The following is a 13837-nucleotide window of genomic DNA, read 5'->3' as shown; positions in this document are numbered from 1 at the left end:
GTGGGGTTTGATTTTGTCAAAAGTTTTAAGATATTGGAATCTAATCCTAGAGAATCTAAATCCTCTCTTTTTTGCTATGCAACTCTAGGGCTTTGCTTGAGAAGCCATATTTCAGGGAGTTTGAAATTTTTAGCCTGTGATGAACTTCTATGTTACACTTTTTTGTATTTTTGCTTGCCTAAAATTTCTACACAACCCCAAATCTACCTAAAAATAGAGGATTTCTTAATGTATCATTGCGTCTGTATAGAATCTAGATTCTATGCAAACAAAAAGAGCGTGTAAAAAATTCTAGATTTTAAGATGAGTTTGCAAGGGTTTGCAAGGGTTTGCAAGGGTTTGATAGATTGTGAAGTTTTGAGCGAGGAAATAGAACATGTAGTTCATTGACGAAGCAAAAAACAAATCTCGTAGCTCAAATCGCTTAAAAGCTAGGATTTAGAATCTATGGAATCTAGATTCTAGAATCTAGATTGTTGCTTACTCTACACAAACTCAAGACTCACTTTGTGTTGTCGCGAGAATCTCGATATTTTCAATGCGATCGTTTTGCCTTAGAGAATCCAAAACTTCAAAGCTTTTTGAATCATCAGGCTCTATCGCGCCAAATACGGTGTGTTCGCCATCAAGATGAGGCAGATCTACAAAGCATAAGAAAAACTGACTTCCGCCTGTATCTCGCCCTGCGTGTGCCATTGAGAGTGAGCCTCGTTTGTGTCGGTTTGGGTTGTTTGTAACTTCACATTTTATCCTATATCCCGGACCGCCTGTGCCATCGCCTTTTGGGCAGCCACCTTGTGCGACAAATCCAGAAATAACGCGATGAAAGCTTAAATTATTATAGAATCCACTTTGTGCAAGAGAGGCAAAATTACTCACTGCTTGTGGCGCATCTTGCGCAAAAAGTCGGATTGTGATGTCGCCTTTGTTGGTATGAATGCGTGCAAATTGGTATGAATCAAGCTCTTGTTGCGTTGGCTCATAAATTTTTAAGTCTTTCATAAGTATCCTTTGATTTACAATTTAAAAAAACTAGATTCTACCGATTTTGTTCTAACAATCGTTTAAATAAGGGTAAAAATGACAAGATTATGGCTTGCGAGATCCTCGTTTTTGTGGGTAGTGCTGCTTCATACTTGTGGCTTTGCGTCTGAAGAGAGCTTAGAAGATCCACTCCAGAATTTCCTATCACAATCCACACAATCTCAAGCAAAATCTGCAGAATCCACACAATCCATAGATTCTGCTAAGTCTCTTGCTTCTTTTTCTGCTCCTTCTGCATTGGCTTCTAAAAACTATACAAATCCTGCTTACCCACTCACAGCGAGCCAGCAAACATCAAACCAAGGGAGCCAAAGCACAACGCAAAACATAAATCAAAATAACAGCCAAAATGATAGCCCTCAAAACGATAGCCTCGTGGCAGAATCTACGCGCGCAGAGGATTTCCAAGAAGTGCAGAGGCGATTCTCATGGATTCGATCAGTTGGGCTTGTGATTGTTTCATTTGATGATGGATCGCTAAAGAGCGGTTTTGGGGTTTTGCTTCCTGATCGCATATTTCTTACTTCTGCGGAGCTTGCGCATAATGCTTCGGCTTATCCTAAGGATATTTTTCTTAAAATGCGCGACAAAAGTGCCGGGAATCTTATCTGTGTAGCGCAACTGCATCTCAAAGCTATCGATAAAATGGAGGGGTTGGCGTTGTTTGAGATTTCGGGCTATACAGATGATTATTGCAATCTAAGAAGTCAAAGCTATTATCATCAATACCTCTTTAAGCATAATGCGCTTGATATTTTGCAGGCAAACACTCCCAAAACGCAAGATTTTTATACCGTTACAACCACTTTCAATAACCCAAACATAAGAGTGCTTAAAATCAAAGAAGAAAAGCACGCGTATTTGCCGATACAAGAGAGCCAAAATATAGTATTTGGGCGACCATTTTTTAGCCAAAATGGCGAATTTTTAGGAATAGCTACAATGAATAATCAAGCCGTTCGCCCGATTATCGTAAGTCAAGCACAAGTTAGGCATTTTATCTGCTCGATGGATAAAGTCGTAGGATATGGCATATCAGAGACGATCACGAAACGATGTCGATGATGTTGATAGAGTAGATTAGAGTATAAGAGCTTGCTAGAATCTTAAAGTAAAGAGTCATTTCATCATAATACCCAAACTACCGCTCTTCCTCAACGACAATGTAAAGATCATTGAGTCCTTCATCTTGGAGCAAATCCATAATCTGCACAAATGAATTAAGATTGCTTTTGCTATCGCCATTGAGAATGATTGGTGTTTGCTTATCATAGCCTTGCAAAGTGGTTTTGAGTGAGTCAAGCGTGATTGGTTTATTTTCGAGGAAAAAGTTGCCATTACTATCGATTGCGATGTTAAGAGGTTTATTATTAATCTCTTGATTTTTATTGCTACTATCGCTTATTTTTGGAACATTGACTTGGATTCTGGAGGTATTGACAAATGAAGCGGTTGTCAGCACGATTACAAGCAAAACAAGCATAACATCAATAAATGGCACAAGATTCATAGAATCAATTTTTTTCATACATTTCCTTTATTTGCTTTTGTATTTTCTTTTGCAATTTTTTTGCATTTGCTTATGATTCCTTGATTTTTTTTTTTTTTGGATTCTATGTGTCTTTATCAAGTCGCGCGAGAGGTTTTTGCTCGATTGGTGATGGGTTGTGATAAATATCCCATTTTGTGATGACAATCTCTGCTTTGCGCACAAGCATATTATAAAGCACGATACTAGGAATAGCCACGATAAGCCCCATTGCAGTGGCTTTGAGTGCAAGGGCTAGCCCTGTCATAATGGTTTTGGTATCGACAAATGAATTTGAGCCAATATCCACAAAAGTAATCATAATCCCAGCAACGGTGCCCAAAAGCCCTATGTATGGGGTATTAGAGCCGATAGTTGCGATGAGGGTTAGACGTTTGTATAAATCAAGCTCTAAAAGTCGCTTATCGTGATAATCATCTACGCGAACAGTGGCATAAAACCACGTCCTCTCAATCCCAATAGCAATCACAATGATTGACAAAAATCCCAAAAATCCCAAAATCGAATAATCTACAATTTCTTTCATTTATCGCCTTTATAGATGTTTTCCATAGTTTTTTAAGCTAGCTTGTGCTTCTTTGTTGAGAATCTTTTTCTTGAGAGATTCTCGCTTGTCGTGGAGGTTTTTTCCGCGAGCTAGAGCAATTTGTAATTTTACTTTATTTTTTTGATTAAAGTATATTTTAAGTGGCACAATCGTAAGCCTCTCCTGCGAAGCCTTGCCAAACCACTTGTCAATTTGCTTGCGATGAAGCAAAAGCTTTCTTGGACGCTTTTCATCAGGGCGAAAGTGCGGATTTGTCGTGGATAAAAACGAAATATGTATGCCAAATGCAAATGCTTCTTGTTTGATGATTTTGATAAAGCTATCTTTGAGATTGCAGCGACCTAAGCGGAGTGATTTGACTTCAGAGCCCAAAAGCACTATTCCAGATTCTAGGCTTTCAAGGATTTCATAATCAAATAATGCTTTTTTGTTTTGGGCGATAAGCTTCATTGCATTCCTTATATGCGCTTTTGTGCGGTATTTGTAGAATCTATAGATTCTGTAAAGCTCGTAGGCTTTGCAGATTTATTGATAGGGCGAACAGGGCGAAAAAAGCTACTCCCACTTCCGCTAAAAAACCACTCATCGCCTAAATCTTTTTTGATGTTTAGTAATTGCGGATACAACGTGCTTGCCGGCAGAAATAAATCATTTAAATCCGCACAATTATGAGTGAATAATGTCTGATTATCAAGATTAGCAAAAAGATTTTTGGCAGAGAATTGGATTTGTTTATTTTGGCGCATTTGGATATAGCATTGATAGACTTGCTTTGTATCACAAAAAATAGGTGGCGTAAAAATCTCAAAATCAGTCATATCAGAATCTAGAATCTGCTTTGGCTCAATAATCTCACCAATGCCTCGAACTTCAGCAAAGCGATGCCCTTGCGTAAAAAACGCCACATCAGCACCGATACTTTTAGCGATTTGCGCGAGTTTGGCTTGATTGAGATTGATTGAAAATTTTTGATTAAGCGCAGATAAAAGCACGCCCGCATCAGAGCTTCCACCGCCAAGTCCAGCACCTATGGGAATGCGTTTTTGCACTTCGATACGCAATGGCGGAATAGGATAGAATTTACGCAAGGCTACAAGAGCTTGAAATACACTGCTCTTTTGCCAATCGCAGCCAAAATCGCCCTTAATGCTATCATGCGAGGATTCAGAGATGAAAATCTCATCATACACCCCACTTGTGATAAGTCCAAAGCGAGATTCCAAAAGATGATAGCTGTGATGATTATTATGCTGTATGCCAACGAGTTTGAGATAGAGATTGATTTTGGGGTATGCTTTGAGTGTCATTTAATGTTGATGTGTTTGCCTAAATCTAGTAATTGAGAGTTATTAGAGGATTGGATAGCTTTTTTATTTTCATTGACGATCGCTTCTTTGAGCTCTGTGCGCAAGATGAGTGTATTTGGCGGGGCTTCAAATCCGAGCTTCACGCTTCCTCTATCAATAGAAATAACCTTGATTACGATATTATCACCGATAACAATACTTTCATCTTGTTTTCTAGAGAGTATGAGCATAATGAATCCTATTGAGTAAATAATTGATGTTGCCATCGTTGATTTGAATTATAGAAAAAAAACTATCAAATTTTACTTTATAAATTTCATTTTTTAGGTTTTTTAGCTGAATTTTTGCTCCATTTGCCACCAAAGGCGCATAATCCAAATCAAGCTTCAACTCTTGTAATGGCAAAACTTCAAACGCATTAAGCTTGATTTCTGCATTTGGCAAGGCTTCAAATTCCCCCTCACTTTTTCGCTCCAAAGAGCTAAGCGTGGCTTTTGTATTGAGCTTATGAGCGATAATCTCACCTAAAGATCTGATATAAGCACCTTTTGAGACTTTGGCTTGAAAATGGATAAAGGGGTGATTGTAGCTTAAGAGTTTGAGACTAAAAACATTCATAACTTGCGATTTGAGCGCGACTTCAAGATTTTGCCTTGCGATTTTATAAGAGCGGATTCCGTTGATTTTTTTGGCACTAAATGCAGGTGGCGTGTATGAAATCTCCCCAACACATGAAGCAAACACATCGCGAATGCGCCAAAGATCAAGCGGTGCTGTGGGCTGCACTTCCAAAAAATTTTCTATATCAAGGCTTTTAGATTCTGCGCCAAGCCAAAGAGTCGCGTTGTAGGTTTTGGGTGTGGTCTGAAGGAATGGCAAAAGTTTGGTGTATTGCCCAAAAGCGACAATCAAACAACCCCGCGCAAAAGGATCAAGCGTGCCGGAGAATCCGCCCTTTTTGGCATTGTATTTGCGCTTGAGCTTTGAGAGAAAAGCATTGCTTGATATAAATGGGGGTTTATAGGCAATTATAAGTGAGTTGTTCATAAGTGTTCCTTTTATTTTTAGATTCTCAAATCTAGATTCCATGAGAGCTAAATCCTCTCTTTTTTGCTATGCAACTCTAGGGCTTTGCTTGAGAAGCCATATTTCAGGGGGTTTGAAATTTTTAGCCTGCGATGAACGCTTATGTTACACTTTTTTGTGTTTTTGCTTGTCTAAAAAATTCTATACAACCCCAAAATCTGCCTAAAAATAGAGGATTTCTTAATGCTTGCTTGTGTTTGCATAGATTCTACTAGAATCTGTCGTTTTTATCGTCATTGCGAGGCTTCCGCTAGGAAGTCGTGGCAATCCATTTTGACTAGATTGCTTCGTCCTATCGTCCCTACAATGACAAACCTGCCCCCTCAATTGCGAGCAAAATTTTCAAATTTTGCGTGGCAATCCATAAGAATCCACTTTTAGATTCTATGGAAACTAGAATCTAAAACACAAAATTACTAATAAATATCGCAACAATAACAAATGGCACGACATATTTCACATAATAAAACCACAAATCAATAATCCAACTTTTTGCAGTTGTATCGTTTTGGAGCTCTTTTTTGGCGTCATCTTGAAGCACCCAACCTACAAAAATCGCGCAACCAAGCGCCGTAAGCACAAATAAAATATCGCCACTAATATCATTAAAAAGATCAAAAATATTGCGATTGCAGATTTTGATATGCTTCCAGACATTGAGCGAAAGGATTGAGGGCAGATTGCCACATACAAAAATCACGCTTATGGTGATGTAAATAGCCTTTTGACGCGCGATGTTGAATTTTTCTTCTAAAATCGTGATGATGACTTCATAAATCGGAAGAGTGGTTGTTAGTGCGGCAATAAGCAAAAGTGAGAAAAACACAATCGCAAAATAATTGCCCGCCCACATATTTGAAAACGCTATGGGCAGGCTTTTAAACACAAGGCTTGAGCCAGAATCTACCGGAATCCCCGAGCTTAAAAGCGAAGGAAAAATCATAAACCCAGCCATTACCGCGATGATTGTATTGATAATGCCTGTGATTGTCGCGGTTCTTACGAGTTTTTCTTTTTTGTCAAGAAAAGATGAAAGCGTGATAATCACGCCAAATCCAAGCGAGAGTGCGAAAAATACCTGCCCTAAAACTTGGATAAAAAGCTTTGGAGTGATTTTTGAAAAATCAGGCTCAAGATAGAATCTAATCCCCTCCATTGCGCCGGGCAGGGTGATATTTCTACAAATCATAATAACAAGGCATATAAAAAGCAAAGGCATAAGGTATTTTACCGATCGCTCAATGCCCGCAATCACGCCCTTTGCCAAAATAAGCCAATTAATCAAAATAAATATCATCGTGCAGATGATAAGCATTGTGGCATTATCCTCAAACATAAAAGTATAATACGCATTTGTAGTTGCGGCTGTAATGGGTGAGGTGAGGCTTAGTGAGTGATTGAGGATTCCGATGATGTATGCAAGCACTTCGCCACCCAAAACCATATAAAACGCCATAATGCCAAATGCCCCCAAAACCCCAAGCCAGCCTACAAGCTGCCATATTTTTGGAATGGCTTTGCCATTTGCGCTTCCACTAAAAGCGTCTATGGAATTTTTGCGAAGTCGTCTGCCGATGACATTTTCGACCAAAATCATAGGAATCCCAATCATAAGCATAGCGATACAAAATACAAACACATACGCCCCGCCACCATTTTCGCCGACCAAATACGGAAACCGCCAAGTCGCCCCAAATCCGATAGTCGCTCCTGCGACGGTTAGGATATAGGTAATTTGGCTTGACCAAGTTTGTTTTGTTGGTTGTTTCATTGTTTCTCCTTAGTGTTTTAGAATCTAGATTCTCTCTTTTTGCTTCTTTTTGCAGATTGCTTTGCTTGACTCATTGCGAAGCCCTTTAGGGCTTGTGGCAATCTATTTTTGACTGGATTGCTTCGTCCTATCGTCCTCGCAATGACAAACCCACTCCGTCATTGTGAGTAAAATTTTCAAATTTTGCGTGGCAATCCATAAGAATCCACTTTTGATTTTTAGATTCTAGAATCTATGCAAATACAAAGGGGTGTAAAGAAATCCTCTATTTTTAGGCAGATTTTGGGATTGTGTAGAAATTTTAGGCAAGCAAAAACACAAAAAAGTGTAACATTAAGTGTTCATCGCGGGCTAAAAATTCAAACTCCCTGAAATATGCAAAAAAGAGAGGATTTAGCTCTCATGGAAATTAGATTTGAGATTCTAAAATTTATAACTATACTCAACCACTACCAGCCCCGCAGGATTAAAATCACTCGTTTTTCTTACTGGCAAAAATCGATACAAAATATTAATTCGATTTGGCTTATAAAATGCAAAAGTAATCCCGCCTTGCATAAAAATTTCGCCTTTTTTTTGCATATTTGAGAAATTATTATGAGTAACATCATCATAATACACATACGCATCACCGCCAAATCCTAGCATACCACCCAAAAAAGTTTTTTTGCTTTTTGAGAGTGGAAATTCAGCGATTGCATCAATGCCTAAAGAAATTATCGCAACAATGGTTGAATGCTTCCATAATCCCAAATCAAAGCCAAAAAATCCGCGCACGCCAATATAGGGCGTAAAAAAGCTATATATGCCACCTCTTATGCCGATTGTGGGAATAAAATTAAATTTATTATTAGCGATTGAAAACATATTTACGCCCCCGCTTATGCTGACAAATTTGCCATTTTTTGCAAGAATGGCGTTTGATTTTTCTTTGATGACTTGATACAAATCATCATTTGCTACGTTTGCTACGCTAGATTCTCTCGCGCTAGATTCTGCGTTGCTAACTTGTAAAATCACCAAACACACCAAAAATAATCCATTAAAAAAAGCCTTCAAGTGTATTCCTCATTTAATAAAAATAAAAATTCAAAAATAAAATGTATAATTATAGACTTAAAATCTATAATCTCTCTTAAAGGGTGTATCCTCTTATGTGTTTAGCACCTCAAATCCATATCCAAAAATCCACGCACAATGCCTCATCGCAACATACTTCATCACAGAATATCTCATCAATAGAAGTGGTTTTGGAAGGAAAATGGGATTTTAAAGTCAAAAAATCACAGCTTATCACCTTGCAAAAACTCATTGCTTCAGGCATAGATTCTATTGTATTTGCGCAAAATGCGGAGATTGATATTGCATTTGCGACTTTTTTGAAACAGCAGACAAAAGACATAGAAATCCAAATCATCACAACCCCACAAACCCAAAAAGTATTTGATTTGTGTGTCAATCAAATATCAGAATCTAAGCCAAAACTGCCTTTTTTGCAGAATCTAGTTAATATAATTGGCACTTTTGGTATGTATATTTATAATTTTAGTGCAAGTTTTTTGGATTTTGTGAATTTTGTAGGTATGAGTTTTTATTTTTTATCTCTCTCACTTTTCAAGCGCGAAGTCCGCATAAGTCCGCTTCTATATCATATCAACGAGTCTGGATTTAAGGCATTGCCAGTGAGTTTATTGACAGCATTTATTGTAGGATTTGCGATTGCTTTGCAGGGCGCAGTGCAGCTTGAAGCACTTGGCGCGCCACTTTTGAGCGTGGAGACTACTGCCAAACTTTCACTTCGAGAGATGGGACCTTTTATTTTGGCACTTGTTATCGCAGGGCGCAGTGCTTCAAGCTTCACTGCTCAAATTGGTGTTATGCAAATCACAGAAGAAATAGATGCGATGAAAACGATGAATTTTAATCCGATCGCGTTTTTGGTGATTCCTAGACTTTTTGCACTTATGATTGCGATGCCTTTGCTGGTGTTTTTGGCTGATGCGTTTTCACTTATTGGCGGAATGATCGCAGTGTATGTGCAATTAGGCATAGATTTTCAAACATATATCGGGAGATTCTATGAGACGGTAGAGTGGAGTCATTTTTGGCTTGGCATTATTAAAGCACCATTTTTTGGCGCAGCCATAGCACTTGTGGGGTGCTTTCGAGGGTTTTGTATCAAAGGAGATAGCCAAGAGCTTGGGCGCATTACGACTATTAGCGTGGTAAATGCACTATTTTGGATTATTGCCATTGATGCGATTTTTTCATTTTTGACAGCAAGATTAGGGATATAAATATGGCAAACACCAAAAACATCACAAATATTATTGAGGTTCGCAATCTCTGCACAGCTTACGGCAATAGGCTTATCCATGATAATTTAAGCTTTGACATAAAGCAGGGTGAGATTTTTGGGATTTTGGGTGGAAGTGGAAGTGGCAAATCAACGCTTCTGCGCTCAATGATTTTGCTGAATAAACCAAAATCTGGCGAGATTGTGATTTTTGGTGAAAATATCTGGAATCTTCAGAATCCACAAACATTCCTCAATCGATGTGGGATTTTATTTCAATTTGGCGCGCTTTATAGCTCTTTGAGTGTGATTGAAAATGTCTCTGTGCTTCTTGAAGAATACAGCCATTATCCAAAATCTACGATAGTAGAAGTTGCAAAATCGCTTATCCATAATGTTGGGCTAGATTCTAGTGTGTATGATTTGTATCCTTATGAATTAAGTGGCGGTATGAAAAAGCGAGTAGGCCTTGCTCGGGCATTAGCACTAAGTCCTGAGATTTTGTTTTTAGATGAGCCTACAAGCGGACTTGATCCTGCAAGCGCACAGCAGTTTGATCAATTGATTTGCAAATTACGAGAGGAGTTTAAAATGACGATTGTAATGATTACTCATGATTTAGATTCTATCAATGATACAGCCGATCGGTTTTTGATGTTAAAAGATGGTAAAATAGAGTTTTTAGGAAATCTTAATGAACTCAAATCCCAGATTCTCTCACTATCAAAGCAGAATCTATTTTTTAGCAAGCGAGGAGAGCGATTGTGGAAAGACGCGTAAATTATTTATTAATTGGTGGTATGTTTTTTGTCATTATTATTGCTTTTGTCGCGTTTGTGCTGTGGTTTGGGCATATTGGCTTGGGTAGTGATAAGATGAAAAAATACTATATTTACACACAGTATGATGTTTTAGGCATTGGCAATAAAACTCCCGTGCGCTACAAAGGCATAACCATAGGCAATGTGGAAAATATCAAGCTCAATACCCAAACAGGATTGGTGGAGATTATTGTTGCGATTGACAAAAGTATTCCTATTAATCGTGGTTCAAGCGTTGTGATTGATGCGCAAGGATTGGCGGGGTTAAATTATCTCGCGTTCAAGCCAAAACTCAATGCGCCATTAATTGGCGATGATGATGAGCCTATTTTATTGCTAGAGAAAAATTTCATTGGCAAAATCACCGATCAAGCCGATCAGCTTGCAAATGGAATGCTTGATGTGCTCAATAACTTTCACGCTTTAATGAGTAAGCAAAATATCGAAAACTTCTCGCAGACAATGGCTTCTTTGAATATTTTTGCAAAGGATCTTAATATAATGAGTAAAAAAATCGACTCCATACTTCAGACGACAAATAACCTTGTCAGCACCATAGATACGAAAGTTTCACAAGGAGAATACGATATAAAATCTACCCTTTTGCCAACGATCAATCAAGCTGAAAAAAGCTTGCATAATCTTGATTCGTTTTTGCAAAAAAGCCAGAATCTAATCGATAAATTTAATAATAATCCATACAATACACTTTTTGGGGAACAAAAATGAAACAATTACATTTACTTATTTGTTTGGGATTGGCATTGGCATGGAGCGGTTGCGTGGAAGTAAAGATTAAATCTAGCATTCCGAGTGTGGAGTATTATGACTTTGGTATCACTTCAAGCACTGCATGCGTAAATCCTGCAAAAATCCGCCTTGATATACACATACCCTCACATCTCAATACAACAAACATCATCACAAGAAATAATAATCAGCTCAAAGCCTTGCCAAATACGCAGTGGATTGATTTACCTTCGCATCTTTTGCGTAGCGCGCTAGAATCTAAGGCTTTGGAGAAATGTGTATTTTTTACATCATTTGGTGCTGAGAAAAAAACAATTATGCTAGAGATTTTGGATTTGAGCCTACACAATGACGACAAAACAGACAATGACAAAAAAACAAGCGAGGCTGTGGTAAAAGCAAATCTCATCATAATGAGTGGCGTAAATATGGATATTATATATAGCAAGCATATCTCTATACAAAAGCCCATAGATTCTAATCAAGATTTTGCAAAATCCCAGAATCTAGCGACCTTGCAAAGCGCGATTAGTCAAATGGTAGAAGAGATTATTCATCAAAGTATAAATATACAAAATACAGGCGCGCAAAGCACAAATACAGCTAATAATACAATCAGTGGAAATACAAAATGAAAACACCGCGTCTCAAAGCCTCATTATTACGCAAAATATTTGTCGCCGCTTCGATCCATAGGTGGAATGATCAAGCCTGCCCTGTGGAATTTGTCGAACTTGATAAGCAAGCGCACAAAATGGTGATTACATATTTGCTTGCCAAATACGAAGAGATAGATGGCAAAGAGATTGATTGGGAGAGATTAATTTTGTATTTTTGCTTTGATTTTTTTGCGCGCGTTGTGCTGACAGACATTAAGCCGCCAGTATTTCACGAGCTTCAAAGGTATCACAAAAAAGATCTAGCGCAATTTGTGATAAAAGAGTTGAGAGAGGATTTGCAAGAATACGAATTTTTCGAGGATTTCGAGCATTATTTGAGCCATACACACCAAAGTATCGAGACACAGATTCTGCGCGCGGCGCATTATTATGCTTCCAAATGGGAATTTGATATTATTTATCGCTTTAATCCATATATGTTTGATGTGGAAAATATCAAAGCCTCGATTGATAAGGAAGTTGAGCAGTTGTATAATCTCAATGGAATGAAGCAAATTGTGCTTTTTAAAAATATTTCTGAGATTGTTACGATGTTTGGGCAGTTGAGATTCCAAAAACGATGGAGTCAAACCCCGCGCGTACCAGCTACTTCTGTGCTAGGACATACGCTTGTAGTAGCGATTTGTGGGTATTTGCTGAGTTTAGATTTGGGCGCGTGTAAGCAAATGCGTATCAATCATTTTCTTGGCGGGCTTTTTCATGATTTGCCAGAGATTCTCACGCGCGATATTATCTCTCCGATAAAAAGCTCTGTCGCCGGGCTTGATGAGCAGATAAAGCTTATCGAAGAGAGAGCAGTAGAAGAAAAAATCCTTATCCATATGCCAGAATCTATACGCGCAGATATTGTGTATTTCACGCGCAATGAATTTGCAAATCGTTATTTGATTGAGTGTTTTCCTCACTATACAAAAAATTGGCAGGAGCTTTTTTTGAATTTCAATCAAGATGAATACAATCCAGTCTGTGGGCAATTTTTAAAAGTTTGCGATCATTTAAGCGCGTTTTTGGAAGCCAAAATCTCAATAAGCCATGGCATATCAAGCAAGGATTTGATAGAAGGAGCTGATGGCATTTATGAAAAACGACATAATGAATCAATCCATGATTTAGATTTAGGGGCACTTTTTAGGGATTTTTGTTAATGGAATTATTAGGTTATCTCACAGATGGCAATGTAACGACTTTTTTGCTGTTGCTTTTGCGCTTTAGTTCTATTTTGGCGTTTTTTCCATTTTTTGATTCGCAGCTTGTGCCGGTTTCTGTGCGTGCAGCTTTGGCGTTTTTTTTGACGATTATGTTTCTTCCGATAGCGCATTCTTCGGCAGTTATTACTAATTTGCCTGATTTGCTTATCGCTGCTTTTATGGAGATAGCACTTGGGTTTATGGCATCTTTGGTGCTTCAGATTGTCTTTAATGCACTTGCGCTCGCAGGCGATAGCATAAGCTTTTCTGTGGGAATGACTATGGCAAGTGCGTATGATCCTTCAAGTGGTAATACAAAGCCTATCATCACGCAAGTGATTACATTTTTGGCAATTGTTGTGGCGTTGGCACTTGATTTTCATCATCTTATTTTTCAATTCATCGCCTATACGCTTCAAGTTTTGCCACTAGGCGAAGTGAGATTCTCGCCAAATTTTATGACTTATATTATCAAGGCATTTGGCGGAATGTTTGCACTTGGCTTTGCTATGGCTTTTCCTGTGCTTGGTATTATACTTTTGAGTGATATTGTGTTTGGAATGATTATGAAAACACACTCACAATTTAATCTTTTTTCTTTTGGATTTCCGCTCAAAATCGGCATAGCTTTAAGTGTGATTATTTTGATTATTTCGGGCATTATGTATCATTTCAAAACGGATTTATATGAGGCATTCAAAGCACTTTCACAGATTTTTTAGCACTGATTTTATTTTGCAAGTTTCAAAAAGAATTCAACAAGCTTTTTACTACTTTTTGATAAAATAATCTAGCTTAA

At 38.1% G+C, this 13837-nt stretch carries 18 protein-coding genes; 8 read left to right on the top strand and 10 right to left on the bottom strand.

What is annotated here, in order from left to right:
* A complete protein-coding gene (locus tag DY109_RS00900; RefSeq protein ID WP_023946525.1) occupies positions 1 to 285 on the top strand; it encodes a hypothetical protein in 285 nt (94 codons plus the stop codon).
* A gap of 210 nt (positions 286 to 495) precedes the next feature.
* Here DY109_RS00900 and DY109_RS00895 read toward each other — a convergent pair whose 3' ends face one another.
* The gene (locus DY109_RS00895) at positions 496 to 1002 is read right to left on the bottom strand and encodes a peptidylprolyl isomerase (protein WP_023946523.1); all 507 of its coding nucleotides are present in this window, start codon (positions 1000 to 1002) and stop codon (positions 496 to 498) included.
* A 78-nt stretch (positions 1003 to 1080) separates the two neighbouring features.
* On the opposite strand from DY109_RS00895, the gene DY109_RS00890 reads away from it, so the two are divergent.
* Positions 1081 to 2109: a hypothetical protein gene (locus tag DY109_RS00890; protein WP_023946521.1), complete on the top strand. Its 1029-nt coding sequence runs from the start codon at positions 1081 to 1083 to the stop codon at positions 2107 to 2109.
* Positions 2110 to 2185: 76 nt separating this feature from the next.
* On the opposite strand, the gene DY109_RS00885 is transcribed toward DY109_RS00890, so the two are convergent.
* From DY109_RS00885 to DY109_RS00850, 9 genes are all read right to left on the bottom strand, one after another.
* Complete coding sequence (locus tag DY109_RS00885; RefSeq protein WP_023946519.1) at positions 2186 to 2572, bottom strand: biopolymer transporter ExbD; 387 nt, start codon at positions 2570 to 2572, stop codon at positions 2186 to 2188.
* A gap of 85 nt (positions 2573 to 2657) precedes the next feature.
* Positions 2658 to 3119 (bottom strand): TonB-system energizer ExbB, encoded by a 462-nt coding sequence (gene exbB, locus DY109_RS00880; RefSeq protein ID WP_023946517.1) that lies wholly within the window; start codon positions 3117 to 3119, stop codon positions 2658 to 2660.
* Between the two features lie 9 nt (positions 3120 to 3128).
* Positions 3129 to 3590: an SsrA-binding protein SmpB gene (smpB, locus tag DY109_RS00875; RefSeq protein WP_023946515.1), complete on the bottom strand. Its 462-nt coding sequence runs from the start codon at positions 3588 to 3590 to the stop codon at positions 3129 to 3131.
* An 8-nt stretch (positions 3591 to 3598) separates the two neighbouring features.
* Positions 3599 to 4447 (bottom strand): 4-(cytidine 5'-diphospho)-2-C-methyl-D-erythritol kinase, encoded by an 849-nt coding sequence (locus tag DY109_RS00870; protein ID WP_023946513.1) that lies wholly within the window; start codon positions 4445 to 4447, stop codon positions 3599 to 3601.
* Entirely contained in the window at positions 4444 to 4677 is a 234-nt protein-coding gene (locus tag DY109_RS00865; protein ID WP_023946512.1) for a carbon storage regulator, read from the bottom strand. The genes DY109_RS00870 and DY109_RS00865 overlap by 4 nt, the downstream gene beginning before the upstream one ends.
* A complete protein-coding gene (truB, locus tag DY109_RS00860) occupies positions 4661 to 5494 on the bottom strand; it encodes a tRNA pseudouridine(55) synthase TruB (RefSeq protein WP_034549149.1) in 834 nt (277 codons plus the stop codon). Before truB ends, DY109_RS00865 begins: the two co-directional genes overlap by 17 nt.
* A 219-nt stretch (positions 5495 to 5713) precedes the next feature.
* On the bottom strand, positions 5714 to 5860 hold the full coding sequence (locus DY109_RS11240; RefSeq protein WP_023946509.1) for a hypothetical protein: 147 nt from the start codon (positions 5858 to 5860) through the stop codon (positions 5714 to 5716).
* A gap of 73 nt (positions 5861 to 5933) precedes the next feature.
* Entirely contained in the window at positions 5934 to 7304 is a 1371-nt protein-coding gene (locus DY109_RS00855; RefSeq protein WP_023946508.1) for a sodium-dependent transporter, read from the bottom strand.
* Between the two features lie 423 nt (positions 7305 to 7727).
* A complete protein-coding gene (locus tag DY109_RS00850; protein WP_023946505.1) occupies positions 7728 to 8363 on the bottom strand; it encodes a hypothetical protein in 636 nt (211 codons plus the stop codon).
* 95 nt (positions 8364 to 8458) lie between these two features.
* On the opposite strand from DY109_RS00850, the gene DY109_RS00845 reads away from it, so the two are divergent.
* From DY109_RS00845 to fliR, 6 genes are read left to right on the top strand one after another with little or no spacing between them, the layout of a single operon-like run.
* Complete coding sequence (locus tag DY109_RS00845) at positions 8459 to 9601, top strand: MlaE family ABC transporter permease (RefSeq protein ID WP_023946504.1); 1143 nt, start codon at positions 8459 to 8461, stop codon at positions 9599 to 9601.
* Positions 9602 to 9603: 2 nt separating this feature from the next.
* On the top strand, positions 9604 to 10380 hold the full coding sequence (locus DY109_RS00840) for an ABC transporter ATP-binding protein (protein WP_023946503.1): 777 nt from the start codon (positions 9604 to 9606) through the stop codon (positions 10378 to 10380).
* Positions 10365 to 11150: an MlaD family protein gene (locus tag DY109_RS00835; RefSeq protein WP_034549146.1), complete on the top strand. Its 786-nt coding sequence runs from the start codon at positions 10365 to 10367 to the stop codon at positions 11148 to 11150. Before DY109_RS00840 ends, DY109_RS00835 begins: the two co-directional genes overlap by 16 nt.
* Positions 11147 to 11806, top strand: coding sequence for a hypothetical protein (locus DY109_RS00830; RefSeq protein WP_023946501.1), 660 nt, complete (start codon positions 11147 to 11149; stop codon positions 11804 to 11806). Before DY109_RS00835 ends, DY109_RS00830 begins: the two co-directional genes overlap by 4 nt.
* On the top strand, positions 11803 to 12996 hold the full coding sequence (locus tag DY109_RS00825) for an HD domain-containing protein (RefSeq protein WP_023946500.1): 1194 nt from the start codon (positions 11803 to 11805) through the stop codon (positions 12994 to 12996). The genes DY109_RS00830 and DY109_RS00825 overlap by 4 nt, the downstream gene beginning before the upstream one ends.
* Positions 12996 to 13760 (top strand): flagellar biosynthetic protein FliR, encoded by a 765-nt coding sequence (fliR, locus tag DY109_RS00820; RefSeq protein ID WP_023946499.1) that lies wholly within the window; start codon positions 12996 to 12998, stop codon positions 13758 to 13760. Before DY109_RS00825 ends, fliR begins: the two co-directional genes overlap by 1 nt.
* Positions 13761 to 13837 lie beyond the last annotated feature (77 nt).

This window comes from Helicobacter fennelliae (assembly GCF_900451005.1).
Lineage (GTDB): Bacteria > Campylobacterota > Campylobacteria > Campylobacterales > Helicobacteraceae > Helicobacter_B > Helicobacter_B fennelliae.
Note: the sequence above shows the minus strand (reverse complement) of the source record. Positions and strands in the feature narration are given on the sequence as shown.